This window comes from Arthrobacter sp. FB24, assembly GCF_000196235.1.
Lineage (GTDB): Bacteria > Actinomycetota > Actinomycetes > Actinomycetales > Micrococcaceae > Arthrobacter.
This window is the reverse complement of sequence record NC_008541.1, coordinates 3314229-3340739: the sequence shown is the minus strand read 5'-3', so window position 1 is coordinate 3340739 and position 26511 is coordinate 3314229. Positions and strand designations below refer to the sequence as shown.

Sequence of the window (26511 nt, the reverse complement as noted above, 5' to 3'; positions counted from 1 at the left end):
TGGCGGCGATGACACCGAAAGGAATACCTTGATGTGGTCTGCCCTCATGACGTTTCTGTTCATCACTGCCTCCGTCCTGTTGGTCTCCTCCCGGCGCTCCATCCGAGAGCTGAAAGACACCAACGCCGCGGCCTACCGGAGCGGCTTCATGGCCGGGCACGTCCAGGGGTGGAAGGACTGCGCTACCGCGGCCTCTGTTCAGCGCGCACCCAGTGTGGGGCTCCCCGCCGCTGCTGCCGACGTCCGCGGGACAACCTGGGCCCGCCGCCCCTCGGCCGCGGACGCGCCTGATGATGCCTCCGTTGATCTCTCGGCGTCGCCCTTCGTTCAGCCCGTCGAGCCGTCCCCCCGCCAGCCATACGACGCCGCATATTCCCCGACCGAGGTTGCCGCCGCGTCGGCGGCTGCAGGGCCGGCGACCGATGAGCCACTCGTCACGGAGTCCGCGGAGGAAAAGCAGGCACGCAAGGAGAGGCGCGAACGTCAGAACATCAACGTCACCCTTTATGTAGCGAGCCTGTTGCTTGTGGCAGCCGGTGCCCTCTTTGTGGGCACCAGCCTCCCGGCCGTGCTCCGTTTCGCAGGAGTTTGCCTCATCACGGCGCTCTTCTATGGCGCCGGACTAACACTCCATGCCACGGCTCCGAGGCTACGGCCGGCCGCCGTAGCGTTCGCAGGGACAGGGCTGGCGCTGGTGCCCGTCTCAGGCCTGGCGATGTACAACTTTGCCGTGCAGGACGCACCGCTGGCATGGCTCATAACCTCGCTCGTTGGCACGGCGGCGTACGTGGTTGCCGCCGTCAGGCTCGACAGCAGGGTCCTCGCGTACCTGTCCCTCACTTTCATGGTCTCCACCGCCTGGTCCGGGGTCTCCGTGCTCGGGGCTCCGCTCGTCTGGTACTTCGCGGCCATGATCGGCTTTGCCGTGGCAGCCACTGCGGTGACATTGGTGAAGCCCGGCTGGGCTACTCCTCTGTTCCTGCGGCCCCTCCTGCTTCTCGACCCCTTCGTTGTTCCTGCCGTCGGCCTCGCGGCGCTGTTTCTTCCGTTGCGTCTGGGGCGCGGTGAGTTTGCGCTGATCATGGCGCTCTGCGGAGCCTATTTCGCCGTGACGGCCGTGATGCCCGCCGCCGGGCACCGACTCGTCAAGATCTACGGCGCGCGCCTGGCGCTGACGGTCGCGGCGTCGGCCTGGGCCTGGCATCTCTCCGGCAGTTTCGTCTGGGCCCTTTTCACGGGGGCATCCCTGTTGGCCCTTCAGTCGGTGGCCATAACCGCCGCGGCAGCGCCCCTCCAGCGATGGAGTCCGGCCCGGGCAGGCAGGCGGTACTGGACCGCCGACTCGTTCGTTACGCTTGGCGGGCAGCTGGTGCTGGTCATCATCATGGTCATGCGGGTTTCCGGTAGCACGGAGGACCTGCTGCTCTGGGCGGTTCTTGCCGGCACCGCAACTGGCATGTACACCGCGGTTAGAGCCGGGGGAGCCGCTGAATGGGCGCCTCCGGCAGCTCTGGCAACCGGCCTCGTCGCCACTTTCCAGCTCGGCCCTTGGCTGGCCTTCAATCTGCTTGCGGCAGCAACACTCTTCTGGGCGGTTCGCTCGATGGCATCCCGCCCGGGGCTGCGCCGCCACTTCATCGTTGCGGCGCGCGTAGCCGCAACTTTCGCCGTTCCTGCTTTCGTGACGGCGGTGATGGAGGGAAGCAGTGATGCCCTTGCTGCGGCTGCCTTCGCACTCTCGCTCAGCCTTGTGGTCCAGCAGTTGGCATCGGCCGTGGCGGAACGGGCGGGGGCCGCCGCACTCCTGCCTGTGCCCACCCTCGCCGGGTTTACCGCCGCGGGCGCCCTTTGCCTTATGGCCTTGCCCATCACGGACTCCACGCCCGGCAACCTGCTTTCGGCGGTGGCCCTTGTGGTCCAGTTGCTGGCCTCACTGGCGGCCGGTGCCCTCCTCTTTCCGGGGTCCGCTGCCGGCGCAACCTGGCAGCCTGCGATAGTCGAGTGGCTGCCGCTGGCAATAGCGCTGACCGCCGTCATGACGGCCTATTCCGGGGTCTCGCCAGGCCTCGCCAATGGCCTTCTTGTGCTGGTGGTTCTTTACCTGGGTATGTCGGCGCTTCGCTCTGCTGCGATCAGCCAGCGTTGGGCTTACTGGTGGATGGCGCGGGGAGCTGCAACCCTGCTCCTGGCGATGGCCTACGGAGACCTTCAGGAGCAGTCCGGGCCGTTGGTCGTGGCCGGAGAGGACATCTCGCTGCCCACGATCCTGATCGTTGCACTGGGAGTCCAGCTCGTGTTCCCGCTCGTGACCGCAGTCCGCGACCGCGCCCCGGATGCCGTGGTAGCCGACGTCGCACTGGTCCTGGTGCTGCAAACCGCCACGCTGGCGCTGGCTGTGATCCTGCCCGACGCGGCCGTCGGCGGCGGGGCGGACTGGCAGAGAACCGTGACCATCACCATCATGGCACTCAGCGCCGCCGCGTCCGGCTACGTATTCCGGGACCTGACCGCGGCCGCAGCCTTCGCGCCGTCCATGCTGGCCGTCCTGCTGGTCTGCAGCGCGGCGATTTTGCCCGACGTCGAGCTCCTGCTGGGAATCTTCGCTGTTTACAGCGCGGTCATGGTTGTTGCGGCGGAACCGCGGCAGGCCAAGGGCGCCTACTTTGCTTCGGCGCGCATACTCACTGCCGCGCTGGCAATCGTCTTCAGTTACGATGTCACGGCGTCCGCCACGGCAGTGTCGCTGACCCTCGCAGGAGTGCTGGCTTTCCAGCACGTGCTCCGCTGGTTCATGCGGCACCGACTGGAGCAGGTGCCGTTCCAGGATGCCGCAGTGTGGGTGACCTTGGCGGCGCAGGCGCTCCTGCCGGCCCTGTATGTCATCCAGGGCGGCGGTGCGTCCGCCGTGTACGCTGCCGAGGGCGGGCGCGGCGTCGTCCTGGCCGAGATGTTTCTGCTGCTGCTCAGTGCGGTCGCGGCCCATCGGCTGTTCGCGGCACGCGGTGCGCTTTACCTGACCGTGTATGCAGCCCTGTTCGGTGTTGTCGCGGCGGGACCGGCGCTGCACTTCGGGGCCGGAACCTTCCTCGAAGCGCCACTTCTCAGCCGGACAGGCGTTCCGCTGGCATTGCTTGCTCTGTCACTTGCCTTCAACGCTTTCGGGCTTGTACGTCGTCGGCGCCGGGAGGGGCAGCATGTGCCCGCGGCGGACCGCTGGTTCTGGCTGACCGGGGCGGCTGTTCCTGCAGTCGTTGCCGTCCTCACCGCTACCCAGGCAGCGGGCTGGATCACCGGTGCCTCACTTCTGGTCCTGGCTGCCACCGGGTTCACAGCCTCGCACGTGGAAGGCCTGCCGCTGTTGTACCCGCCGTCCGCAGCACTCGTCCTGACCGGGGCGACACAAATTACCGAAACCCTGTTCCGCGGCACTCCGGGCGTGTGGGGAGCCTATCTGCCATGGCTGGCCGGCTGCGGGCTGGCCGCAGCGGTCCTTTACGGGGTCAGCTTCGCGTTCAGTGCGCAGGACGGATTGCGACGGCGGACGCTGGTGTGCGCAGGAGCGCTTGGTCTGGCCGTCCCCGCCCTGGCCGGATTGGTGCGCGACGCCACCTCCCTGACGGCGTCCCTGCTGGCGGCGGCAACAGTGGCCGTGATCGTTCGGGAAGTTCCGGTCGGGAGGCGGTGGCTGGCCGCCGAAATCGGTACATTCGTGGTGACGGTTGCCGTGCAGCGTGCGCTTCTTGTCACGGAGGGCCACCTCCAGTCGCCGTTCTGGGCCGCGCAGTGGTACGTGCTGCTCGCCGCGGCGACGGCCGCGGCCCGCTATGCAGCCGGATCCGGGAGGGCAGGGCGCATCCGGCTGGCCTCCGGCGCAGCTGTGCTCGGGCTGAGCGGCGTGGGGATACTCTTTGGCGGATCCGGCGGCCAGCAGCTGTGGATCCTCGCACTGCATGCGGTGCTCCTGTTGTCCGGGCTGCTCATCGGTGAGCGGATGTTCGTCTGGTGGGGTGCGGCCGGGGTTTCGTTGTGCCTGATGTGGGCCCTTCGGTCCTACACGTTCGCCCTGCTGGCGCTGATCGCCGTCGGGCTCATTGTCTTTGCCCTGTGGAAGCTGTCGCGTGCCAAGCCCGTGGCTCCGGCTGATGCGGCGCCCTTGCCCGAACCGCAGCCAACACCGGACGGACGGCAGGATCGTTCTTCCTGATGCCTTGGTAAGGTTGCTGACAACGAAAGGACAGCAACATGGAATGGTTAGTTTTCCTCTTGGTCGCCGCTGCGGTCGTCGTCGGCGTCTTCTGGGCGAAGAAGCACTTCCGCCAGGAGATCGACCGCGCCAAGCGCATCAACCGCGCCAACAAGAACCAGTAGGGCCGCGCTCAGGCTTTCCGTGCCCGGCTCAGCGCCTGGAGCCAATAGAAGGACTCCTTGGGTGTCCGCTCCAGCGTGTCAAAGTCCACGTGGATCAGGCCGAAACGCTGCGAGTACCCAGCGGCCCACTCGAAGTTGTCCAGCAGCGTCCATACGTAGTAGCCCAGGAGTTTCACGTCCTCGGCCAGGCCGCCGGGTGACGTGGCCGCCAGCGCATGGCCGAGGTGGCTGGCCAGGTATTCGATTCTGTTGGAGTCGGCAATCGGACCGGTCACATGCTCCGGTTCCGGGAAGCTCGCTCCGCTCTCGGTGATGTACAGCGGCGGCAAAGCATCCCCGTAGCGGTCCTTCATTTCGCGGAGCAGGATGCCGATGTGTTTAGGTGCCACAGGCCAGCCGAAGCCGGTTGTCTCGTACTCCGGATAGCCCACTTCGTGGAATGGCAACTGGGCCAGCGCTCCGGAATTGTTTGCCGGTACGCTGACGGGCCCCCGGCCCATGGCAACTTTAACGGGGTAGTAGTAATTGAGCCCGTAGAAGTCCAGGGGCTGGTGGATGGTCCGGAGGTCGGCGTCGGAGATCTTGCCCATGGAGCGGAACCACGGACGGACCACCAGCGGCAGTTTCGGGTAGCGGCCCAGCAGAACGGGGTCCGCGTAGATGCGGTTCATCAAAATATCGAAGATTCGCGCCACCATCCTGTCGCCGGGCTTGCGGGTTGCCGGCCGGACAGGGGAGTGCAGGTTGGTGACGCCGACGGCCCCGGTGACGCCCGCGGCCCGGAGGGCCTGGACGGCGAGTCCGTGCCCTAGTAGTTGATGGTGAATTGAGGGCAAGGCGTTGAAGAGGAGATTGTGCCCCGGGGCATGGACGCCCAGTGCATACCCGTTCAGTGTCACCGACACTGGCTCGTTCAGTGTGACCCATTGCGCCACGCGGTCCCCGAACCGTTCTCCGGCTGCTGCGCTGTATTCGGCGAAGCGCTCCGCAGTGGATCGGTTCAGCCAGCCGCCGCCGTGCTCGAGCGGCAGGGGAGTGTCCCAGTGATACAGCGTGGCCATCGGTGAGATGCCGGCGTCGAGCAACTGGTCGATCAGCCGGTCGTAGAAATCCAGGCCCTGACTGTTGAAGGAGCCGCGGCCGTCGGGCTGGATGCGGGGCCAGGAAATGGAGAACCGGTAGGAGTTGATGCCCAGTTCGCGCATCAGGGCCACATCTTCGCCGGAACGGTTGTAATGGTCGCAGGCGATGGCAGGGGAGTGGCCGTCCATAATGCTGCCGGGTTTCTCGGCGAAGGCGTCCCAGCCGGACGGGCCACGCCCGTCAGCCTTGAGGGATCCTTCGATCTGGAACGCGGCGGCGGCCACACCCAGGACGAACTCGGGGTCCAGCCGCTCGGCCAGGCTCTGCAACGCCGCAGAGTTCTGCACAGTCATGCCCCTATCATCCATTCGACGGTTGCTGAAGGCAATGACCCCGCATCTCCGGGTACTGACGGGCCCCGGCACATCCTGATTCGCTTCTGCCTGCAAAATCCGGCATACTAGATGAGTTGTTCAAGCGCTCCTTCGCGTCCCGATCCGGATAATGCCGGGTGTCAGGGTCCAGGTAGGAGACCAAACATAACCCCTCCCCATGGAATTGCGGACGAGTACGCGTGCACAGCGCGACACGCCCGACCGCGGGGGTCGGTTACGCCGGCAGGTTGAGGAACCCGGATTCTTCCGGATTCAGCTTGTGCGGCGGGTGGTAGTTACGACTTCAAATGCTTCGGCAGCCGCACAACGCGTAAGTAAACAGGGCAGCCCCAAACAGGGGAAGCACAGACTGAAAGAGAGTCAGGCGACATGGCGGGACAAAAAATCCGCATCCGGCTGAAGTCATACGACCACGAGGTCATTGACGTTTCAGCACGGAAGATCGTTGAGACGGTCACGCGCGCAGGCGCAACGGTAGTCGGCCCCGTGCCGCTGCCGACGGAGAAGAACGTGTACTGCGTTATCCGCTCTCCGCACAAGTACAAGGACAGCCGCGAGCACTTTGAAATGCGCACGCACAAGCGTCTGATCGACATCATCGACCCCACGCCGAAGGCAGTTGACTCGCTTATGCGTCTCGACCTGCCGGCTGACGTGAACATCGAAATCAAGCTGTAGGGAGGTGCTGAGAGACTATGACCGCAACCCGTAACGTAAAGGGCCTGCTGGGCACGAAGCTCGGCATGACCCAGGTCTGGGACGAGAACAACAAGCTCATCCCCGTCACTGTTGTCCAGGCTGACTCAAACGTCATCACCCAGCTGCGCAATGCAGACGTTGATGGCTACGTCGCCGTTCAGATCGGCTACGGCCAGATCGATCCCCGCAAGGTCACCAAGCCGCTGGCTGGTCACTTTGAAAAGGCAGGCGTCACGCCTCGCCGCCACGTTGTCGAACTCCGTACCGCAGATGCTGCCGAGTACGAGCTGGGCCAGGAGCTCTCTGTTGAGGTCTTCGAAGCCGGCCAGAAGATCGACGTCGTTGGCACCACCAAGGGTAAGGGCTTCGCCGGTGTTATGAAGCGTCACGGCTTCCACGGCGTTGGTGCTTCCCACGGTGCACACAAGAACCACCGTAAGCCCGGTTCAATCGGTGGCGCATCCACCCCGAGCCGCGTCTTCAAGGGCATGAAAATGGCCGGCCGCATGGGCGCCGTTCGTCACACCACGCTGAACCTCACGGTTCACGCAGTTGACGTCGAGAAGTCGCTGCTCCTCATCAAGGGCGCCGTTCCCGGTGCCCGCGGCCAGGTCGTCCTCGTACGCACCGCCGTGAAGGGAGCCTAGTTCAATGACTAGCACTGTCAAGGTTGACCTGCCTGCAGAGATCTTCGACGTACAGACCAACGTGCCGCTGCTGCACCAGGTCGTCGTTGCACAGCTCGCTGCTGCTCGCCAGGGTACCCACAAGACCAAGACCCGCGCTGAAGTTTCCGGTGCAGGCCGCAAGCCGTTCAAGCAGAAGGGCACCGGCCGCGCCCGTCAGGGTTCAATCCGTGCTCCTCACATGACCGGTGGTGGCGTTGTCCACGGCCCGACCCCGCGCGACTACAGCCAGCGGACCCCCAAGAAGATGATTGCTGCTGCACTTCGCGGCGCACTGTCTGACCGCGCCCGCAACGGCCGCATCCACGTTGTCGCTGAACTGGTAGCCGGCACCAAGCCGTCCGCCAAGGAAGCACTGGCAACGCTGCGCGGAGTTTCCGAGCGCAAGAACCTGCTCGTTGTCATCGAGCGCGCCAACGATGTTGCCGCACTGTCCGTGCGCAACCTCGCAGATGTTCACGTTCTGTACGCAGACCAGCTGAACACCTACGACGTGCTCGTCTCTGACGACGTAGTCTTCACCAAGGCTGCCTACGAGGCATTCGTTGCCGCCAAGGCAAAGAACGAGGAGGATGCCAAGTGAGCGCAGCCACCATCAAGGACCCGCGCGACGTCGTGCTTGCACCCGTCGTATCGGAAAAGAGCTACGGCCTGATCGATGAGGGAAAGTACACCTTCCTGGTGGACCCCCGCTCGAACAAGACCGAGATCAAGCTGGCCGTGGAGAAGATTTTCTCCGTCAAGGTCGAATCGATCAACACCATCAACCGTGCCGGTAAGCGTAAGCGCACCAAATTCGGCTGGGGAACCCGCAAGAACACCAAGCGTGCGATTGTGACCCTCAAAGAAGGCACGATCGACATCTTCGGCGGTCCGCTCGCGTAGCGGAGACCACTTTAACGAGGAAATGAATTATGGGAATCCGTAAATATAAGCCGACTACCCCGGGCCGTCGCGGCTCGAGCGTAGCGGACTTCACTGAAATCACGCGGTCGACGCCGGAAAAGTCGTTGGTACGTCCGCTGCCCAAAAAGGGTGGCCGTAACAACACCGGTAAGATCACGACCCGTCACAAGGGTGGTGGCCACAAGCGCCAGTACCGTCTGATCGACTTCCGTCGCCACGACAAAGACGGCGTTGACGCCCGCGTTGCCGAAATTGAGTACGATCCGAACCGTACGGCTCGCATCGCCCTCCTGCACTACGTTGATGGCACCAAGCGTTACATCATCGCCCCGAACAAGCTGTCCCAGGGTGACTTCGTAGAGGCAGGTGCCAACGCTGATATCAAGCCTGGCAACAACCTGCCCCTGCGCAACATCCCGGTGGGTACCGTCATCCACGCAGTTGAACTGCGTCCGGGTGGCGGCGCCAAGATGGGCCGCTCCGCCGGCGCGTCGATCCAGCTCGTTGCCAAGGAAGGCCGCTTCGCCCAGCTGCGTCTGCCTTCCGGCGAAATCCGCAACGTTGACGTGCGCTGCCGCGCAACGGTCGGCGAGGTCGGCAACGCCGAGCAGTCGAACATCAACTGGGGCAAGGCCGGCCGCATGCGCTGGAAGGGCGTTCGCCCGACCGTCCGTGGTGTCGCGATGAACCCGGTCGACCACCCGCACGGTGGTGGCGAGGGTAAGACGTCCGGTGGACGTCACCCCGTCAACCCCAACGGTAAGCGCGAAGGTCGCACCCGCCGTCCCAACAAAGAGAGCGACAAGCTTATTGTTCGTCGCCGTCGTACTGGCAAGAACAAGCGATAGGAGCCTGGACACATGCCACGCAGCCTGAAAAAAGGTCCTTTCGTTGACCAGCACCTCTTTGTAAAGGTGGACAGGGAAAACGAAAAGGGCACCAAGAACGTCATCAAGACCTGGTCCCGCCGCTCGATGATCATCCCCGACATGCTCGGGCACACGATCGCCGTGCACGACGGACGCAAGCACATTCCGGTGTTTGTCACCGAGTCGATGGTCGGGCACAAGCTCGGCGAATTCGCTCCCACGCGGACATTCCGCGGCCATGTCAAGGACGACCGTAAGGGCAAGCGCCGCTAGGCGCCTGCACTTACGTCAAAGACGAGAGAAGGAAAGCAATGGAAGCCAAGGCAATTGCGCGTCACATCCGCGTAACGCCTATGAAGGCCCGGCGCGTCGTCAACCTTGTTCGTGGTAAGCAAGCGAACGAGGCTCTGGCAATTCTGAAGTTTGCCCCCCAGGCAGCTTCTGAGCCGGTATTCAAGGTAGTTCAGTCGGCAATCTCCAACGCCCGGGTCCTCGCGGACCGCGACGGCGTGGCGTTTGACGAAGGTGACCTCATCATCAGCGAAGCGTTTGTTGATGAAGGCCCGACCATGAAGCGGTTCCAGCCGCGTGCCCAGGGTCGTGCATTTCAGATCAAGAAGCGCACGAGCCACATCACCGTGGTAGTCGCTACCCCGGAGAAAGAGGAGGCTCGCTAAGTGGGACAGAAAGTTAACCCGCACGGGTTCCGACTCGGCATCACCACCGATCACGTATCGCACTGGTTTGCTGACAGCACCAAGGCCGGCCAGCGGTACAAGGACTTCGTTCGCGAAGACATCCGTATCCGCCAGCTCATGTCCACGGGCATGGAGCGCGCCGGTATCGCCAAGGTTGAAATCGAGCGCACCCGCGACCGTGTCCGTGTGGATATCCACACGGCACGTCCGGGCATCGTTATCGGCCGCCGCGGTGCTGAAGCAGACCGCATCCGCGGCGAGCTCGAAAAGCTCACCGGCAAGCAGGTTCAGCTGAACATTCTCGAGGTCAAGAACCCCGAGATGGAAGCACAGCTTGTTGCCCAGGGCGTTGCGGAGCAGCTGACTTCCCGCGTGGCATTCCGCCGTGCAATGAAGAAGGCAATGCAGTCCGCACAGCGTGCAGGTGCCAAGGGCATCCGTATCGCTTGCTCCGGTCGACTGGGTGGCGCTGAAATGTCCCGCTCGGAGTTCTACCGCGAAGGCCGTGTGCCCCTGCACACCCTCCGTGCGAACATCGACTACGGCTTCTACGAAGCCAAGACCACCTTTGGCCGCATCGGCGTGAAGGTCTGGATCTACAAGGGTGACGTCACCTCCAAGGAACTGGCTCAGCAGGCAGCTGCTGCTCCGTCCCGCGGCCGTGGTGCCAGCGATCGTCCGGGCCGCCCGGGTGGCGCTGACCGTGGTGACCGCCGTCGTCGTACCGACCGCCCGGCAGCCGAAGCAGCACCTGCTGCTGAAGCTCCTGCGGTTGAGGCAGCTGCACCGGCAGTAGAAGGAGGACAGGCTTAAATGCTTATCCCACGTCGAGTCAAGCACCGTAAGCAGCACCACCCGGGTCGTTCCGGCGCTGCTACGGGCGGCACCAAGGTCTCCTTCGGTGAGTGGGGCATCCAGGCTCTGAGCCCGGCATACGTCACGAACCGTCAGATCGAATCCGCCCGTATCGCGATGACCCGCCACATCAAGCGTGGCGGCAAGGTCTGGATCAACATTTACCCGGACCGTCCGCTGACGAAGAAGCCTGCTGAAACCCGTATGGGTTCCGGTAAGGGTTCTCCGGAATGGTGGGTCTCAAACGTCAAGCCGGGCCGGGTTCTCTTCGAACTCTCCGGTGTCAGTGAAGAGGTAGCTCGCGAGGCACTGCGCCTGGCAATCCACAAGCTGCCGTTGAAGGCACGCATTGTGCGTCGCGAAGGTGGTGAGTAGAAATGGCAGTAGGATCCAAGGAACTTGCATCCGCACAGCTGGACGGTTTCGACAACGAGCGTCTCGTTGAAGAACTCCGCAAGGCCAAGGAAGAGCTGTTCAACCTGCGTTTCCAGTCCGCCACCGGTCAGCTGGAGAACCACGGTCGTCTGCGCGCGGTAAAGAAGGACATCGCCCGCATCTACACCGTTCTTCGTGAGCGCGAGCTGGGCATTCGTGCCGAGGTTGCCGCACCGGTTGTGGAAGCCAAGGAAGAAAAGAAATCCAAGAAGGCTGCAACCAAGAAGGCCGACAAGGCTGAAACGGTTGAGACCGAGGAGGATGCCAAGTGAGTGAAAAGGACGAGAACGTGACGGAAACTGTTTCCGGCGCAGCCAAGGCTGACGAGCGCGGTTACCGTAAGACGAAGCGCGGCTACGTCGTCTCGGACAAGATGGAAAAGACCATCGTTGTCCAGGTTGAAGACCGCGTGAAGCACGCCCTCTACGGCAAGGTCATCCGCCGCAACACGAAGATCAAGGCTCACGACGAAGAGAACACCGCCGGCATCGGCGACCTCGTTCTCCTCGCCGAGACCCGCCCGCTCTCCGCTACCAAGCGGTGGCGTCTGGTGGAGATCCTCGAGAAGGCTAAGTAACACCTGCAGAAATGCCGAGAAGCCCTCGTTCCCCTTGCGGGAGCGGGGGCTTTTCCGTGTCCGCGGCGCACACCGGGGGAGCGCTTCCGGGCCACTGCCGTGCCCTGCCCCGGCACCAAAGCTGTGATATGGGAATTGGCCCAAAACGTGCTAAGATTTTGAGTTTGTATGGCGCCGTTCGTGCGCCGTCATCAACCTCGTAAACAATCGTGCCACGGCATAGTGCCCCCTTGCGCCCCGATCCGTCGGAATCGCCTGGGAAGCAAATGTTTTTGGCACGGGAGTTTAGGCCTGGTCTGGCAAAATCCAGGCAGGTCAAGAGACACCCCGATCAACCGTTCCGCAAGGCTCATTCCGTAGGAAGATTTTCGGTCTGAGAACCAGCGCGACGCAAGGAGTAAATAGTGATTCAGCAGGAGTCGCGACTCAAGGTCGCCGACAACACGGGTGCTAAGGAAATCCTTACCATTCGCGTTCTCGGTGGATCTGGCCGTCGCTACGCAGGCATTGGCGACGTCATCGTCGCTACCGTCAAGGACGCAATTCCGGGCGGCAACGTAAAGAAGGGCGATGTCGTCAAGGCTGTCATCGTCCGTACCAAGAAGGAACGCCGCCGTGCGGATGGTTCCTACATCAAGTTTGACGAGAACGCAGCTGTGATCCTGAAGAACGACGGTGACCCCCGCGGTACCCGTATCTTCGGACCGGTTGGTCGTGAACTCCGTGACAAGAAGTTCATGAAGATCGTTTCTCTGGCTCCGGAGGTGCTCTAGTCCATGGCTAAGATCAAAAAGGGTGACCTCGTTCAGGTCATCACTGGCGCCAAGGCTGAGCGCGGCGGCGACCGTGGCAAGCAGGGCAAGGTTCTGCGCGTATTCCCGGATACCAACCGCGTGTTGGTTGAAGGCATTAACCGCGTAACCAAGCACACCAAGGTCGGTCAGTCGCAGCGCGGCACCAAGACCGGTGGCATCGAGGTCGTCGAGGCTTCCATCCACATCTCCAACGTGGCCCTGGTTGACCCCTCCACCAAGAAGCCCACTCGCGTCGGTTTCCGTACCGAGACCGTTGAGCGTAACGGCAAGAAGCGTGAAGTGCGCGTACGCGTGGCCAAGAGCTCCGGGAAGGACATCTAATGACTGAGACTCTCGAGACTCCGGCAAGCAAGATCGTTCCTCGTCTGAAGACCAAGTACGCGGATTCCATCAAGAGCACGCTCATCGAGGAATTCAAGTACGAAAACGTCAACCAGGTTCCCCGTCTGGTCAAGGTCGTTGTGAACATGGGTGTTGGAGATGCCGCTAAGGACTCCAAGCTGATCGACGGCGCTGTCCGCGATCTGACCCTGATCACCGGTCAGAAGCCGCAGGTAACCAAGGCCCGCAAGTCGATCGCACAGTTCAAGCTGCGCGAAGGCATGCCCATCGGTGCACACGCAACTCTGCGTGGAGACCGCATGTGGGAATTCCTGGACCGTCTGGTCACGCTGGCTCTGCCGCGTATCCGTGACTTCCGGGGCCTCAGTGGCAAGCAGTTTGACGGCAACGGCAACTACACCTTCGGTCTGACCGAGCAGGTTATGTTCCACGAGATCGACCAGGATTCCATCGACCGCGTTCGCGGTATGGACATCACCGTCGTGACCACTGCCAAGACCGACGACGAAGGCCGCGCGCTGCTCAAGGCGCTTGGTTTCCCGTTCAAGACCGAAGCTTAATCTAGCTACATAGAAGGTCCGGCCTTGCCGCTTCCCCCCGGGGATGGCAGGGCGGAAACCGTTATGAGGAAGGGCAAGAGCCCAACATGACCATGACAGATCCCGTCGCAGACATGCTTACGCGTCTGCGCAACGCAAACTCGGCATACCACGACACCGTGACTATGCCGTACAGCAAGCTCAAGGCACGCGTTGCCGACATCCTGAAGGCTGAAGGTTACATCGCCTCCTGGAAAGAAGAAGACGCTGAGGTTGGCAAGAAGCTGACCCTCGAGCTCAAGTTCGGTCCGAACCGCGAGCGTTCAATCGCTGGCGTTCGTCGTATTTCCAAGCCGGGACTCCGCGTTTACGCGAAGTCCACCAACCTGCCGCACGTGCTCGGTGGCCTGGGTGTCGCAATCCTGTCCACCTCTTCCGGCCTCTTGACTGACAAGCAGGCCGGCAAGAAGGGCGTGGGCGGCGAAGTCCTCGCTTACGTCTGGTAACGGGAAAGGAAGAGAATAATGTCACGTATTGGACGTCTCCCCATCACCGTTCCTGCCGGCGTTGAGGTCAAGGTTGACGGCTCTGTCGTCAGCGTCAAGGGTTCCAAAGGCGAGCTGAGCCACACTGTGGCCAGCCCGATCGAGGTCTCCCTGGAAGATGGCACCCTGACTGTCGCCCGCCCGAACGACGAGCGCGCCTCACGTTCGCTGCACGGCCTGACCCGCACCCTGATCGCCAACATGATCCAGGGCGTCACCGCAGGCTACGAGAAGAAGCTTGAGATTGTCGGTACCGGTTACCGCGTCCAGGCCAAGGGTTCTGACCTGGAGTTCGCTCTGGGCTACAGCCACCCGGTCAACGTCTCGGCACCGAACGGTATCACCTTTGCAGTAGAGACCCCGACCAAGCTCTCTGTTTCAGGTATCTCCAAGCAGCAGGTCGGCGAGGTTGCTGCCAACATTCGCAAGCTGCGGAAGCCGGACCCCTATAAGGGCAAGGGCATCCGCTACGCCGGCGAAGTCATCCGCCGCAAGGTCGGAAAGGCTGGTAAGTAACCATGGCCATTGCAATTAACAAGAAGCGTACGAACAAGAGCAAGTCTGCTTCACGCAGCCGTCGCCAGCTTCGTATCCGCAAGCGCATCTCCGGAACGGCTGTACGCCCTCGTCTGGTCGTCAACCGCTCCGCACGCCACGTATTCGTCCAGGTTGTCGATGACACCAAGGGCCTGACCGTAGCGAGCGCGTCCACACTGGAAGCCGACCTTCGTGCATTCGACGGTGACAAGACCGCCAAGGCCAAGCGCGTTGGCGAACTGGTCGCCGAGCGTGCCAAGGCTGCCGGTATCGAAGCTGTTGTCTTCGACCGCGGTGGTAACAAGTACCACGGCCGGATCGCCGCCGTCGCTGACGGCGCACGTGAAGGTGGGCTGTCACTGTGACCGAAAATAACGAAAAGGACATTCAGGTGACTGAAGCTGTAGCTGCTCCGGCAACTGAGACCGCTGCGCCTGCTACCACTGACGACCGCCGTGGTGGCGCTCGTCGTGGCGAGCGTGGCGACCGCGGCCAGGGCCGTGGCGACCGTGGTGGCCGTGGTGGCCGCGATGGCGGCCGCGAAGCCGAAAAGAGCCAGTTCGTAGAGCGCGTTGTAACCATCAACCGCGTTTCCAAGGTCGTCAAGGGTGGTCGTCGCTTCAGCTTCACCGCCCTCGTCGTCGTCGGTGACGGCAACGGTATGGTCGGCGTTGGCTACGGCAAGGCTAAGGAAGTTCCTGCCGCAATCGCAAAGGGCGTCGAAGAGGCCAAGAAGTCCTTCTTCCGCGTTCCCCGCATCGGCAGCACCATCCCGCACCGTGTTCAGGGTGAGGCCGCTGCAGGCGTCGTAATGCTGCGTCCGGCTTCCGCCGGTACCGGTGTTATCGCCGGCGGTCCGGTCCGTGCAGTACTGGAGTGCGTGGGCATCCATGACATCCTCTCCAAGTCGCTCGGTTCCTCCAACGCCATCAACATCGTTCACGCGACCGTTGATGCACTGAAGCGCCTCGAAGAGCCGGCAGCAGTGGCAGCACGCCGCGGCCTCCCGCTCGACGAGATCGCTCCGGCCGCAATGGTGAAGGCGCTCATGAACCAGAAGGCAGGTGTCTGAGTCATGGCTAAGAACCTGATTCCCTCTGACGTTCAGTTGGAGATCACTCAGATCAAGTCCGCCATTGGCGGCAAGCAGAACCAGCGCGACACTCTGCGGTCCCTCGGCCTCAAGCGGATCGGACACACCGTTGTCCGCACCGCTGACGCCGTGACCGTGGGTATGCTCAACACGGTTCCGCACCTGGTAAAGGTAGAGGAGGCGAAGTAAATGGCAGAGAAGAACACCGCCGAAAAGGCACAGGGCGCCGCTGCTGAGAAGCAGAACGCACTGAAGGTTCACCACCTGCGTCCCGCCCCGGGTGCCAAGACCGCCAAGACCCGTGTTGGTCGTGGTGAAGGTTCCAAGGGTAAGACCGCCGGTCGCGGTACCAAGGGTACGAAGGCCCGCTACCAGATCAAGGCTGGCTTTGCCGGCGGCCAGCTGCCGCTGCACATGCGCCTGCCGAAGCTGCGCGGCTTCAAGAACCCGTTCCGGGTTGAGTACCAGGTTGTAAACCTGGACAAGCTCAACGAGCTGTTCCCGGAAGGTGGCGCAGTCACCGTGGAGAACCTGGTCGAAAAGGGTGCCGTTCGCAAGAACCAGCCCGTCAAGGTGCTGGGCACCGGAGACATCACCGTCAAGGTTGACGTCACGGTCCACGCATTCTCGGCCAGCGCCGCAGAAAAGATTGCAGCAGCAGGCGGCAGCACCACCGCCCTCTAATAGAGGACGGCGGGGCAGACGCCCGTTGTGAACTCCCGGTACGCGGGGCCCAGGCCCTGCGTACCGGGAGTTTTTCTCATTTGGGACCTCACCGATTGTTCGCGGGGCGCATCAACCCGTTAGACTCGGTTGTTGGGTTTTATTGACCTATCTCACACGACTTTATTAACACAACAGGAGGACGCTTGCTTAGCGCATTTGGCCGGGCCTTTCGCACGCCTGATCTGCGACGCAAGTTGTTGTTCACGCTGGGAATCATCACAATCTTCCGCTTGGGTGCCTTCATCCCCTCGCCTGGTGTGAGCTACCAGAATGTCCAGCAATGCTTGCAGAACGGTCAGACCTCGGGCGGGATCTACCAGCTCGTCAACCTGTTCAGTGGCGGTGCATTGCTGCAGGTGTCCATCTTCGCGTTGGGCATCATGCCGTACATCACGGCCAGCATTATTGTGCAGCTGCTCCGGGTGGTCATTCCCCGGTTCCAGCAGCTCTATGAAGAAGGCGCATCGGGGCAGTCCAAGCTGACCCAGTACACGCGTTACCTGACAATTGCCCTGGGCCTGCTAAACGCCACGACGCTGGTGTCGCTGGCGCGTTCCGGCCAGTTGCTGCCCAACTGCCAGCTGGACATCATCCCCGACGCAAGCGTCATCACCACGATCCTCATCATCATCACCCTGACGGCCGGTACCGGCCTGATCATGTGGATGGGCGAGCTCGTGACGGAGAAGGGCGTGGGCAACGGCATGTCGCTGCTCATCTTCACCTCCATCGCAGCCGGCTTCCCGACCTCCCTGGGTGCCATCTGGAAGGCCCAGGGGCCTGGCACCTTCTTCATGGTGCTGGTCATCGGACTGCTCACCGTCGCGCTCGTGGTCTTCGTGGAGCAATCCCAGCGCAGGATTCCCGTGCAGTACGCCAAGCGCATGATCGGGCGGCGGACCGTGGGAGGCACCAGCACGTACATTCCCATCAAGGTGAACATGGCCGGCGTCGTGCCCGTCATCTTCGCGTCCTCGATGCTGTACCTGCCGGGCCTGATCTCGCAGTTCAACCAGCCCAAGCAGGGCGAACAGATGCAGCCCTGGGTTGAGTGGATCAACAACAACCTCACGAAGGGTGACCACCCTATCTACATGGCGCTTTATTTCGCCATGATCGTCTTCTTTACCTACTTCTATGTCGCAATCACTTTCAATCCTGAAGAGGTTTCCGACAACATGAAGAAGTACGGCGGCTTCATCCCGGGCATCCGGGCCGGCAAGCCGACGGCGGACTATCTGCAGTACGTCCTTTCCAGGATCACCCTGCCCGGCGCCCTCTACCTGGGCTTCGTGGCATTGATCCCGCTGGTCGCCCTGGTCCTGATCAATGCCAACCAGAACTTCCCGTTCGGCGGCACCTCGATCCTGATCATGGTGGGCGTGGGCCTGGAAACGGTCAAGCAGATTGACGCGCAGCTACAACAACGTCACTACGAAGGGCTTTTGCGATGACGAGAATGTTGATTATCGGACCTCCCGGGTCCGGCAAGGGAACGCAGGCGGATCGGATCTCCGAGCGCCTCGGCGTCGTTGCGATCTCCACCGGCGATATCTTCCGCGCCAACGTCAAGGGTGAGACGCCGCTGGGCGTCGAGGCCAAGAAGTACATGGATGCCGGCGATTTCGTGCCGGACAGCGTCACCAACAAGATGGTGCGCGACCGCCTGAGCGAGGACGACGTCGAGAACGGCTTCCTCCTCGACGGTTACCCGCGCACCACGGCGCAGGTGGACTATCTCGATGAGATCCTTGCCAACGGTGAGCAGAAGCTGGACGTGGTCCTGCAGCTGACCGCCGATGACGAGGAACTAGTGCACCGCCTCCTGGGCCGTGCCAAGGAAACCGGCCGCAGCGACGACAATGAAGCCGTCATCCGCCACCGGCTGGATCTCTACCACGAGCAGACCGAGGCTGTTGTGGCCAAGTACGCCGAGCGCGGCATCCTGACCCAGGTTGACGGCATAGGCGGCATCGACGAGGTCACCGACCGCGTGATGCAGGCCATCAAGGCAGCACAGGCGGCCTGATCCAGGATTAGCCGTGCACCGAGGCCGCCGAACCCGGCTTGCCTCCAGTGCCAGCAAGGGCGCGTCCCGTACCATCGTGTACGGGACGCGCCCTTTTTTGTGCGGGGTGCCGTTGCCCAGGTGTCTCGTTCGGTGGCGCCGCCGGCGGATGCCGGCAAACGATCAGTACCGGAGCCGGAAGATGACCGGACGCATTGTCTGTGGGGAGATACTGCATGAACCAGACCCTTCCGGGGGCGGCGAGGATCGCCGGCCTCGAAGTCTATGTGCCGCCGGGCCGGATGGGTACCGGGCAGTTGGAGGAGCAGCTCGCTGCCGCCAGCCCCGGCTTCCGTGTCCCAAAGGGCCTGATCGGCAGACTGACAGGGATCCGGACACGGTCCGTGATGGCCGGGACCGAGCAGGCGTCCGACCTTGCGGCTGTGGCAGCCGCGAAGCTGCTGGCCCACCGCGGACTCCAGCCCGCCGACGTCGACCTCCTACTCTTTGCTTCGGCGAGCCAGGACATGGTGGAGCCGGCCACCGGCCACATGGTGGCCGCAAAACTGGGCGTGGGCTGCCCGGTGATGGATATCAAGAACGCCTGCAACAGCATTCTTAACGGCCTGGAAGTGGCCGATGCGCTGATCGGCGCCGGCCGCTACCGGCGCGTGCTCCTGGTCAGCGGAGAATCGCCGTCCCGGGCCGTGCGCTGGTCCGTTCCGGACCAGGAGACTTTCGCCGCTGCCTTTCCGGGCTACACCATGAGCGACGCCGGCTGTGCCGTCCTGCTGGAACCGGCGGATCCCGACGACGACGCCGGGCCCCGGGTCCTGGGGACGGGTTTCACCGCGAAGAGCAGCCACTGGGCAGTGGGAACACTTCCCACCGGCGGTTCCGTTGCTCCCCGGGACCCCGAAGCGACGTACTTCAACATGGACGGCGAAAAACTCAAGGACGCGTTCCTGGACCTGGGGCGGGGAATTCTGGACGAGACCCTGGAACGGCTGGGCCTGTCGTGGGCGGACTTCGCCGTCGTCTGCGTCCACCAGGTCAGTGCGCCCTACCGGGACATCTTTGCCCGCGGGGCCGGTGTGCCTCCGGACAAGCTCGTCAGGACGGTCGAGGAATACGGCAACATGGCCTCGGTAAGCCTGCCCCTGCAGCTGAAGGTGGCACAGGACCTGGGCCGGTGCGGCCCCGGGGACCTGGTGGCGCTGGTGGGGCTCGCCGGCGGCGTCAGCCTGGGCATCGCCGTGGTGCGACTGTGACGCCGCCTGTCCCCGGCAGCGAGCCGCCGGTGCCCGGCAGCGAGCCGCCGGTGCGGGCGCTGTGCGTCGCGATGCCGGCCCTGAATGAGGAGAAGCTGATCCTGCAGTCATTGCAGGCGCTGGCCGTTCAGGTGCACAAGGATTTCACGCTCGTGGTGGTGGACAACGGGTCCACGGACGCTACCTTGGCAATCGTGGCGGGTTTTGCCCGGCTGCACCCGGCAATGGACATCCGGCTGGTTCACGAGGCGCAAAAGGGAACGGGCGCAGCTGCCGATACCGGCATGCGTTTCGGCGCCCTGAACGGTGCCCGGTGGTTGGCCCGCACCGACGCGGACTGCCTCCCTGCCGCTGACTGGACCCGGCGCATCATGGAAGCGTTTGATGACGGCCTGGAAATGATTGCCGGGCAGCTCAACCCGCGGCTGGACGAAGGGCTGGGCCGGGGCAGCCGCTGGCTCATGTTGCTGGCCGTGGAGGTCGCTTCGTTTTTTGGCCGCATCCGGCCGGGCAACAAGGGGGAGGGGTATCTGGGCCCGTACCAGATGCTGCCCGGCTGCAACATGGCCATCACCGCGGAGCTGTACCTTCGGGCAGGCGGTTTTCCCCGCACCAGCATCGAGGACTTGCACGAGGACCGGGCACTCTCCAACCGCGTCCGCAAGCTCACGCGTGCCTATGCGCTCCGGCGCAACGTGGTGGTGTTTGGATCCTCCCGGCGGGTCCGGGCCTGGGGCCTGCCCAACACGCTGGCCTGGTACGCGGATCACCGGTTCCGCCCGGACCACGTGGACATCCGGTGAGCGCCGCGGCGGCGCGGGACACCGCCACGGGCGGTGCGGCTATGTGGGAGCGGCGGCTGCACACTGCGGCCCATCCGGTGGCCTACCCGCTGATCCGCGGGCTGGGGAAGCTCCGGCACGTTGTTCGGCTGCCGGGCCTGGGGGTACTGGTCAGTGAAGCCTCGCTGGTCAGGGAGGTCCTGATGGATGCCAGCTATTCGAAGTCCGGAGCCAGGGCTTCCGGCGCGCTGTGGACCCCCGTGGTGGGACCCCGCGTCCTGCTGAACATGCATGGCGAGGAGCACTTGGAGCTGCGGCGCCGCCTCAATGGCCTGTTCACCCCCCGCGCCGTTCAAGCCATCGTGGCCCCGGCGGGGGAACGGCTCCGCAGCCGACTGGCTACTGGGCTGGAGAACGGCGGCTCGGTGGAGTTCGTAGGACTGGTGAAAGAATTGTCCGGCGGAGTGATCAGCCGGCTGCTGGGTGTCCGGGACGACGCGCCCGGCCGCCTCCCGGACACCGAACTCTTCAACCTGGGCACCTCCATCACCTCGCTGGTGCGGCTGGGCCGGCCCCGGCTGACGCCGCCGCAGGTCACCAGGGCGAAGGCCGCCGTCGAAATACTGGCCGGACCCGTGCGCAGCGCCTACCGCAGCGACGACCCGTCCAGCTTTCCGGGCCGGCTCCGGGTCCTGGGGCTCAGCGAGGACGAAGCGGTGGGGATCGTCAGCGCCTTTGTGATCGCCGGGACTGAAACCTTGGTCTCCTACGTCCCGCGGCTCGCAGCGATGCTGTTCGACGACGGCAGGCTGCCCGGGCTGGCAGCTGACCGCAGCGGCCTCCCGGACGCCGTCAATGAGGGCCTTCGGTACACCGCGCCGTCGCCGATGATGCTCCGTGAGGCGACGACGGACGGGCAGCTGGGCGGCGTCCGGATCAGGCCAGGGGACCGGATCCTGCTATCCACCGTGCACGCCGTCAAAAGCCTGGGCGGTTTTGACCCGCGGAGGCCCATCCCGCCCGCGGCCCGCCAGCTGTGGTTCGGGGCGGGAGCCCACTTCTGCATCGGTATGCCGCTAGCCATGGCCGAAATCAACTCCGCCATGGCCGTCCTCCTGGACGAGTACCGCCGCGATCCGTGGCGCGTCCGCTCCCGAAGCGTCAGCCGGAACGTGCTCATCCCGCACTACAAAACGTTGGAGCTGGCCCGTGCAAACTGACCTGCCGGACGACCTCATTGCCGCCGTGTATGAGGCCGCCTCGAAGTACCCGGACCATCCGGCCATCACGGCACCCGGCAGGCGCAGCGGCAGGCCGGGAAAGACCATCAGCTACCGGGACCTTGCCGCCGGGATCGAATCCACCGCCGCAGGCCTGCGGCGTGAGGGCTTCGGTCCGGGCGAACGGCTGTTGTTTTCGGTGCGGCCGGGTCCGGCCGCATTCACGCTCGCGCTGGCTGCCGTCCGGGCCGGCGGGGCCATTGTGTTCATCGATCCCGGGGTCGGCCCCGAACTGTTCCGGAACAGGACGGCTCTGGCGTCCCCGCGGTGGGCGGCTTCCGAGTCGCTGCTCTATGCGCTCAGCGCGCGCGGCCCGCTGCGGCCCCTGGCCAGGCGGCGCGGACTGCTGCTTCCGGACTACGGGGCCTTGGAGGTCCGGCACTTCCACTCCGGTCCGTGGCTTCCGGGTGTCCCGCTGAAGTCCACCAACATCCGTACCCTCGCCCGCAGTGCTGCTCACCGCGGCGGTAAGGACGACGGCGGCACTCACGACGCCGGCACTCAGTACGCAGACGGCGACTGGCCGGACGGGACGCCGGCGGTGCAGGAGGTACCGTCCGCGCCGGGGCAGGAAGCGGTCATCATCTTCACGTCGGGCACCACCGGAAATCCCAAGGGGGTGGTGCACAGCCGCGGAACCCTGGCGGCAGGATTCGGCCAATTGAGCACACGCTGCACGTTCGCGGCCGGCGACCGCATCCACTCGGAACAGCTGATGATGGGGCTGCCGGCCCTGATCGCCGGCGCCCACTGGACAATGCCGGCGTACGGGTTGTCCGCTGCGATCGATCCGCTGCGGTTCGCGGCCGAACTGGGATCCTCACCCGGCCAGCAGGCGGCAACGCATGTGTTCCTGGTGCCCTCGCAGCTGGCGCCGATCCTCGACGCCGTGCAATCAGGACAGCTGGTGTGGCCGGACGCACTGAAAACGGTGATGCTGGGCGCCGCCCCGGTGCTGGCACCGTTCCTGGAGCGGGCTGCGGGGTTACTGCCCGGCGTGCGCTTCCACTGCATCTATGGGATGACGGAAGTGCTGCCCATCGCAGTTGCTGACGGGCGCGAGAAACTGGACTTCGCTTCCGGACGCACCGCGGAGTTCCGGACCCCGGACGGCTCCGGCGCGGGCGACTACCTCGGCGAACCGCTGCCTGGTGTGCGAATCCGGGTGGCGGCCGACCACGAACTTATGGTCTCCGGGCCGAACATGTGCCTGGGCTACCTTGGCGAGGACGCCATGGATGAGCACGCCACCGGCGACCTCGTGAGGGTGGACCGCGGCCGGCTGGTAATGCTGGGGCGCAAAAAGGACATGATCATCCGCGGCAAGACCAACATCTACCCCGGCCTGTATGAGCCCGTTATTGCCGCCATCGACGGTGTCGGCCAGGCCGTGATGGTCGGCGTCCCGGACGGCATCGGCGACGAAACGGTGTGGCTCGCCGTCGAACCGCAACACGGACGGAGCCCGGACGCGATCCAGCAGACGCTGCGCCGGCAGCTGCCGAAACTCATCGACGAATCAGCGCTCCCTGACCGAATAGAAGTCATGCCCCGGCTGCCGGTTGCCGGCCGGCACCGCAAACCGGACCGGATTGCCCTGCGGGCTCTTTTCGACGACCTGCGGTCACGAGGCAGGCCGCCGGAGGGCACATCATGAGGATCGCCGTGACCGGGGCCAGCGGCTTCGTCGGCGGAGCTGTTGCCCAAGCTGCGGAGGACCGCGGCTGGGAAGTGATCCGGTACGGCCGCCGCCTTCTCCCCGGACTCAGCGTCTGGGACCTTAGCGGCGGGCCACTGTCCAACCCGCCGGAAGTCGACGCCGTCGTGCATGCCGGCGCGCACGTGGCTGACTGGGGTCCGCCCCAGCTCTTCCACCGCGTCAACGTCCTCGGGACCGAGGCCGTGGCCGCGACCTTCCCGGGGGCGCGGCTGGTCCACATTTCAAGCTCCAGCATCTACCCGTGGTGGCAGCCTTGCGTGGACCGGGCGGAAGATCCGGTCGCCGGACGGTACCTGAACGCCTACTCCGGTTCGAAAGCCATGGCGGAGGCCGCGGCAGCGCGCCACGGCAATGCGCTGATCCTCCGGCCCCACGGGGTGTACGGTCCGGGGGACCGGACGCTTCTGCCCCGCCTCATCAGCAACGTGAACCATAACCGGCTGCTGAGCGTCGGCGGACCGGACGTCCGGCACCAGCTGACGTCCATCGGGAACCTGGCCCGGGCGGCGCTCGCCGCCTGTACCTCGGAGGCGGCCGGCCCCGTCAACGTCGCCGACCACCGGCCCGTGGCACTCGGCCAGGTCCTGCGGGAGGTACTGGACAACACCGGCCGTTCCGGCGTCGAACTCGCCTTCATCCCGATGCGCGCGGCGATGACGCTGGCGGCATCCCTCGAGGCGGTGGCAGGCGTGACGCGCAAGCCGCCGCGGCTCACACGGTACGCCGTGAGCCAGCTCGGCTTCGAGCGCACCTACTCCACGAGCCGCCTGCGGGAGGAGCTGGGTGTTGTCCCTGTCCCGAGCAGCTTCGCAGGTGCGGGAGAATGGATCAGAGACCTGGGATGAAAGCATCCCGCCAGCGAGACGAAGCACTGAGGTATAAATGGCATTCGGACAGCCCCGGATCGAATACAAAACCAACGCCCAAATGCGCATCATGCACGAGGCCGGCCTGGTCCTGAGCCGCGCCTTGGACGCTGCGGTGGCGGCAGCTGTACCCGGCGCCACCACGGCGCAGCTGGACGCCGTCTTCCGCGCAGTCCTGGACGAGGCGGGCGCCAAGTCCAACTTCCTCGGCTACCACGGGTTCCCGGCCACCATCTGCACCTCGGTCAACGAGGAAGTGGTCCACGGGATCCCTGGCGCCCGCGTACTGAACGACGGCGACATCATCTCGATCGACGGCGGCGCGATTGTTAACGGCTGGCACTCCGACTCCGCCCGCACCGTGATTGTGGGCACCCCGGACCCCGAAGACGTCCGGTTGTCCGAAGTCACCGAGGAAGCCATGTGGCGCGGCATCGCGGCGCTGGCCACCGGAAAATTCGTCGGGGATATCGGCTGCGCCGTGGACGATTACGTCTCCTCCGTCCCGGGCAAGCCGCTGGGCATCCTCGAAGACTACGTGGGCCACGGCATCGGCTCCGAAATGCACATGGCACCGGATGTGCTGAACTACCGGACCAGCCACCGCGGGCCCAAGATCCGCCCCGGACTGTGCCTGGCCATTGAGCCCATGCTGGTCCGAGGCAGCATTGACACGGCCGTGCTCGAGGACGACTGGACCGTCGTGACCACCGACGGCAAGCGCTCGTGCCAGTGGGAGCACTCAGTGGCCGTCCATGAAAAGGGCATCTGGGTTCTTTCCGCGCCCGACGGCGGTGCGGAGCGCCTTGCGCCGCTGGGCGTGGTCCCCGTCCCGATCCCGTAGGTCCCTGGCAAACGGCGACGCGACCGCGGCGACGCGCAAAATCCCTGCCGACGCGCAAAATCCCTGCCGACGCGCAAAATCCTTGGCGCACCCGAAATAACGGGTGCGCCAAGGATTTTGCGTATCGCGGGACTTTTTGCGCGTCGAGTCCGCGGGTCAGGAAAGGATGCGTCAGCTCTTGAGCTTGGGCTTGACGTCCTTCGTGTAGATGCCCTCCAGCGTGGACTTCAACGCGGTCATGGTGGCCTTCACGTCGCCCTGCTGGGTGAGGATCTTCGCTGCGGCCTTGGCCATTTCCTGGTCTGCGCCGGGCAGGAACACGCGGGCGTTGTCCTGGACCCGGGTGACCGCGAGCTGGTCCATGGCCGTCTTGATCTGCGGCGTCTTGGCCAGTACCGACGTCATGTCGGCCGAAACACGCGTAGGCATGTAGCCCGTTGCCGCAGAGAATTCCGCGGTGCTTTCCGGCTCGGTCATGAACTTCAGGAAGGTGCCCGCAGCCAGCTGCACTTCCTTGCTCACACCGCTGGGAATGCCCAGGCCGGCACCACCGGTGGGGCACACGCCGCTTTCCACCTTGGGGCCGCCCGGCAGGAAGCCCACGCCCACGTTGAACTTGGCGGACTTCAGCACACCGAGCAGGGACCCTGTGGACGAGATGGTGGAGGATGTGATGCCCGCGGCGAAGTCGTCAGCGGCCTCCTTCGAGGAAACACCCGCCCAGCCGTCCTTGTAGATGGAATCCTGGGCCCACTGCAGGGCCTCCACCGATTCCGCCGAGTCGCAGTTGATGGTCCACTCGTTGGACCAGCTGCCGCCCCATCCCCAGAGGTTGTTCTGCAGGGTCCAGCCCGCATAGCCGGCCAGCGCCGGGTAGATGTAGGCGTACTGCGCGCCGGAGCTTGCCTTCAGCTTGGGCGCCCACTCGGCGAATTCCTGCCAGGTTTTCGGTGCCCGGTCCGGGAGGCCGGCCGCCTTGAAGTGGTCCTTGTTGTAGTAGAAGAGCGGCGTCGAACGGCCGTAGGGGAGGGCCCACTGCTTGTCGTCGTACTGGTAGTCGGCCACGAGGGACTTCTGGAAGTCGTCCACCTTGATATCCAGCTGTTTCACCAGTCCGTCCAGCGGAATGATGTTGCCGTTCGTGAAGTAGCGGAACCACCACACATCGGAGAGCACCACAAGGCCCGGCAGTGCCTCCTTGGCGGCCTGCGAGGTCTGGAACTTCTGTGCAATCTCCTCATAGTTGGCACCGGCGGTGACCAGGTTCACCTTGATGTCCGGGAACTTGGCGTGGAACTTGGCGATGATGGATTTTTCGACGTCCTGGGACTTGCCCGGGTGGCTCGTCCAGAAGTCGATGGAGGCGGCAGGCTTGACGCCGCTGAAGTCGATCTCGGCGGCTTCGCTTGCAGGCGTTGTTCCGCCGGTGGACGGGCCGCCGCACGCTGCCAGCGCAGCGGCACCGGCTCCTGCGCCGGCAAGCCCTAGGAAATGCCTGCGGTCAAGATTCATACCCATTGTGGATCCTCTCAAAGGTGATTGCTTGTGCTGACTCGTTGTACGGGTTGGGTG

Annotated in this window: 32 protein-coding genes; 30 read left to right on the top strand and 2 right to left on the bottom strand. The window is 64.2% G+C overall.

Annotated elements, in window-relative coordinates; translation table 11 throughout:
• The first annotated feature begins 28 nt into the window (after window positions 1–28).
• Both ARTH_RS15125 and ARTH_RS24425 read left to right on the top strand, forming a co-directional pair.
• Window positions 29–4204 carry a hypothetical protein gene (locus ARTH_RS15125; protein ID WP_156810680.1) on the top strand — a complete coding sequence of 1392 codons (4176 nt, stop codon included), beginning with the start codon at window positions 29–31 and terminating at the stop codon, window positions 4202–4204.
• A gap of 38 nt (window positions 4205–4242) precedes the next feature.
• Window positions 4243–4368, top strand: coding sequence for a hypothetical protein (locus ARTH_RS24425; protein WP_269534686.1), 126 nt, complete (start codon window positions 4243–4245; stop codon window positions 4366–4368).
• An 8-nt stretch (window positions 4369–4376) separates the two neighbouring features.
• Here the strand turns inward: ARTH_RS24425 and ARTH_RS15120 are convergent, their stop codons facing one another.
• Window positions 4377–5804: a GH1 family beta-glucosidase gene (locus ARTH_RS15120; RefSeq protein WP_043429958.1), complete on the bottom strand. Its 1428-nt coding sequence runs from the start codon at window positions 5802–5804 to the stop codon at window positions 4377–4379.
• Window positions 5805–6215: 411 nt separating this feature from the next.
• Here ARTH_RS15120 and rpsJ point away from each other — a divergent pair, with 411 nt between their 5' ends.
• The 28 genes from rpsJ (at window position 6216) to map (ending at window position 24939) form a co-directional block, all read left to right on the top strand.
• Window positions 6216–6524, top strand: coding sequence for a 30S ribosomal protein S10 (rpsJ, locus tag ARTH_RS15115; protein ID WP_003803825.1), 309 nt, complete (start codon window positions 6216–6218; stop codon window positions 6522–6524).
• A 17-nt stretch (window positions 6525–6541) separates the two neighbouring features.
• On the top strand, window positions 6542–7192 hold the full coding sequence (gene rplC, locus ARTH_RS15110) for a 50S ribosomal protein L3 (RefSeq protein WP_011692809.1): 651 nt from the start codon (window positions 6542–6544) through the stop codon (window positions 7190–7192).
• Window positions 7193–7196: 4 nt separating this feature from the next.
• Window positions 7197–7814, top strand: coding sequence for a 50S ribosomal protein L4 (gene rplD / locus ARTH_RS15105; protein WP_011692808.1), 618 nt, complete (start codon window positions 7197–7199; stop codon window positions 7812–7814).
• On the top strand, window positions 7811–8116 hold the full coding sequence (rplW, locus tag ARTH_RS15100; protein WP_011692807.1) for a 50S ribosomal protein L23: 306 nt from the start codon (window positions 7811–7813) through the stop codon (window positions 8114–8116). The genes rplD and rplW overlap by 4 nt, the downstream gene beginning before the upstream one ends.
• Window positions 8117–8145: 29 nt before the next feature.
• On the top strand, window positions 8146–8985 hold the full coding sequence (rplB, locus tag ARTH_RS15095; protein WP_011692806.1) for a 50S ribosomal protein L2: 840 nt from the start codon (window positions 8146–8148) through the stop codon (window positions 8983–8985).
• A gap of 12 nt (window positions 8986–8997) precedes the next feature.
• A complete protein-coding gene (rpsS, locus tag ARTH_RS15090) occupies window positions 8998–9279 on the top strand; it encodes a 30S ribosomal protein S19 (protein ID WP_011692805.1) in 282 nt (93 codons plus the stop codon).
• A 38-nt stretch (window positions 9280–9317) separates the two neighbouring features.
• Window positions 9318–9683 carry a 50S ribosomal protein L22 gene (gene rplV / locus ARTH_RS15085; protein WP_003803798.1) on the top strand — a complete coding sequence of 122 codons (366 nt, stop codon included), beginning with the start codon at window positions 9318–9320 and terminating at the stop codon, window positions 9681–9683.
• Window positions 9684–10517 (top strand): 30S ribosomal protein S3, encoded by an 834-nt coding sequence (gene rpsC / locus ARTH_RS15080; RefSeq protein ID WP_011692804.1) that lies wholly within the window; start codon window positions 9684–9686, stop codon window positions 10515–10517.
• A complete protein-coding gene (rplP, locus tag ARTH_RS15075) occupies window positions 10518–10934 on the top strand; it encodes a 50S ribosomal protein L16 (protein ID WP_011692803.1) in 417 nt (138 codons plus the stop codon).
• Window positions 10935–10936: 2 nt separating this feature from the next.
• On the top strand, window positions 10937–11266 hold the full coding sequence (gene rpmC / locus ARTH_RS24420; RefSeq protein WP_011692802.1) for a 50S ribosomal protein L29: 330 nt from the start codon (window positions 10937–10939) through the stop codon (window positions 11264–11266).
• Window positions 11263–11571: a 30S ribosomal protein S17 gene (rpsQ, locus tag ARTH_RS15065; RefSeq protein WP_011692801.1), complete on the top strand. Its 309-nt coding sequence runs from the start codon at window positions 11263–11265 to the stop codon at window positions 11569–11571. Before rpmC ends, rpsQ begins: the two co-directional genes overlap by 4 nt.
• Before the next feature lie 404 nt (window positions 11572–11975).
• Entirely contained in the window at window positions 11976–12344 is a 369-nt protein-coding gene (rplN, locus tag ARTH_RS15060; RefSeq protein WP_003803789.1) for a 50S ribosomal protein L14, read from the top strand.
• A 3-nt stretch (window positions 12345–12347) separates the two neighbouring features.
• Window positions 12348–12707 carry a 50S ribosomal protein L24 gene (gene rplX / locus ARTH_RS15055; RefSeq protein WP_011692800.1) on the top strand — a complete coding sequence of 120 codons (360 nt, stop codon included), beginning with the start codon at window positions 12348–12350 and terminating at the stop codon, window positions 12705–12707.
• Window positions 12707–13288, top strand: a complete 582-nt coding sequence (gene rplE / locus ARTH_RS15050; RefSeq protein ID WP_011692799.1) for a 50S ribosomal protein L5 — start codon at window positions 12707–12709, stop codon at window positions 13286–13288. Before rplX ends, rplE begins: the two co-directional genes overlap by 1 nt.
• Window positions 13289–13374: 86 nt before the next feature.
• Window positions 13375–13773: a 30S ribosomal protein S8 gene (gene rpsH / locus ARTH_RS15045; RefSeq protein WP_011692798.1), complete on the top strand. Its 399-nt coding sequence runs from the start codon at window positions 13375–13377 to the stop codon at window positions 13771–13773.
• Between the two features lie 18 nt (window positions 13774–13791).
• Entirely contained in the window at window positions 13792–14328 is a 537-nt protein-coding gene (rplF, locus tag ARTH_RS15040; protein ID WP_011692797.1) for a 50S ribosomal protein L6, read from the top strand.
• A 2-nt stretch (window positions 14329–14330) separates the two neighbouring features.
• Window positions 14331–14714 (top strand): 50S ribosomal protein L18, encoded by a 384-nt coding sequence (gene rplR, locus ARTH_RS15035; protein WP_011692796.1) that lies wholly within the window; start codon window positions 14331–14333, stop codon window positions 14712–14714.
• 26 nt (window positions 14715–14740) lie between these two features.
• Entirely contained in the window at window positions 14741–15421 is a 681-nt protein-coding gene (rpsE, locus tag ARTH_RS15030; protein WP_197024890.1) for a 30S ribosomal protein S5, read from the top strand.
• A gap of 3 nt (window positions 15422–15424) precedes the next feature.
• Window positions 15425–15631 carry a 50S ribosomal protein L30 gene (gene rpmD / locus ARTH_RS15025; protein ID WP_011692794.1) on the top strand — a complete coding sequence of 69 codons (207 nt, stop codon included), beginning with the start codon at window positions 15425–15427 and terminating at the stop codon, window positions 15629–15631.
• Window positions 15632–16126: a 50S ribosomal protein L15 gene (rplO, locus tag ARTH_RS15020; RefSeq protein WP_011692793.1), complete on the top strand. Its 495-nt coding sequence runs from the start codon at window positions 15632–15634 to the stop codon at window positions 16124–16126.
• 185 nt (window positions 16127–16311) lie between these two features.
• A complete protein-coding gene (secY, locus tag ARTH_RS15015) occupies window positions 16312–17622 on the top strand; it encodes a preprotein translocase subunit SecY (RefSeq protein ID WP_011692792.1) in 1311 nt (436 codons plus the stop codon).
• A gap of 5 nt (window positions 17623–17627) precedes the next feature.
• Complete coding sequence (locus ARTH_RS15010) at window positions 17628–18197, top strand: adenylate kinase (RefSeq protein WP_198011601.1); 570 nt, start codon at window positions 17628–17630, stop codon at window positions 18195–18197.
• Between the two features lie 215 nt (window positions 18198–18412).
• A complete protein-coding gene (locus tag ARTH_RS15005; RefSeq protein WP_011692790.1) occupies window positions 18413–19447 on the top strand; it encodes a 3-oxoacyl-ACP synthase III family protein in 1035 nt (344 codons plus the stop codon).
• On the top strand, window positions 19444–20250 hold the full coding sequence (locus ARTH_RS15000; protein WP_011692789.1) for a glycosyltransferase: 807 nt from the start codon (window positions 19444–19446) through the stop codon (window positions 20248–20250). Before ARTH_RS15005 ends, ARTH_RS15000 begins: the two co-directional genes overlap by 4 nt.
• Complete coding sequence (locus ARTH_RS14995; protein ID WP_232223526.1) at window positions 20247–21449, top strand: cytochrome P450; 1203 nt, start codon at window positions 20247–20249, stop codon at window positions 21447–21449. The genes ARTH_RS15000 and ARTH_RS14995 overlap by 4 nt, the downstream gene beginning before the upstream one ends.
• Window positions 21439–23166: a class I adenylate-forming enzyme family protein gene (locus ARTH_RS14990; protein WP_011692787.1), complete on the top strand. Its 1728-nt coding sequence runs from the start codon at window positions 21439–21441 to the stop codon at window positions 23164–23166. Before ARTH_RS14995 ends, ARTH_RS14990 begins: the two co-directional genes overlap by 11 nt.
• Window positions 23163–24074: an NAD-dependent epimerase/dehydratase family protein gene (locus ARTH_RS14985; RefSeq protein ID WP_011692786.1), complete on the top strand. Its 912-nt coding sequence runs from the start codon at window positions 23163–23165 to the stop codon at window positions 24072–24074. The genes ARTH_RS14990 and ARTH_RS14985 overlap by 4 nt, the downstream gene beginning before the upstream one ends.
• Window positions 24075–24111: 37 nt before the next feature.
• On the top strand, window positions 24112–24939 hold the full coding sequence (map, locus tag ARTH_RS14980) for a type I methionyl aminopeptidase (RefSeq protein WP_011692785.1): 828 nt from the start codon (window positions 24112–24114) through the stop codon (window positions 24937–24939).
• A gap of 171 nt (window positions 24940–25110) precedes the next feature.
• On the opposite strand, the gene ARTH_RS14975 is transcribed toward map, so the two are convergent.
• Complete coding sequence (locus ARTH_RS14975) at window positions 25111–26457, bottom strand: ABC transporter substrate-binding protein (protein ID WP_011692784.1); 1347 nt, start codon at window positions 26455–26457, stop codon at window positions 25111–25113.
• Between the last annotated feature and the right edge of the window lie 54 nt (window positions 26458–26511).